The organism is Salifodinibacter halophilus (genome assembly GCA_012999515.1).
In the GTDB taxonomy this organism is placed as follows: domain Bacteria; phylum Pseudomonadota; class Gammaproteobacteria; order Nevskiales; family Salinisphaeraceae; genus Salifodinibacter; species Salifodinibacter halophilus.
This window is the reverse complement of sequence record JABEEB010000644.1, coordinates 1-241: the sequence shown is the minus strand read 5'-3', so window position 1 is coordinate 241 and position 241 is coordinate 1. Positions and strand designations below refer to the sequence as shown.

General features: G+C 58.9%; 1 protein-coding gene. It reads left to right on the top strand.

Annotated features, from left to right (window positions below; all coding sequences use genetic code 11):
• The coding region (locus HKX41_13145; GenBank protein NNC25080.1) for a transposase at nt 1–241 on the top strand (241 nt) is incomplete at both ends.

The following is a 241-nucleotide window of genomic DNA, read 5'->3' as shown; positions in this document are numbered from 1 at the left end:
ATCGACGCTTCGCGGACGCAAAGAGAACGGCTACCGCGTGGGGACGCTCAAGTGGAAGCCACCGGGCGAGTACCGCAGTTTCACCTACAGTCAATCCGGCTTCAAGCTCAAGAACACGAGCGGTCGGACAAAACTGTGGCTCTCGAAACTCGGAGAAATCCCCATCACCTTCCACCGCGACCTGCCCGACGACGCCGAAATCAAGACCGTCACGGTCAAACAGGAACCCACCGGGAATTGG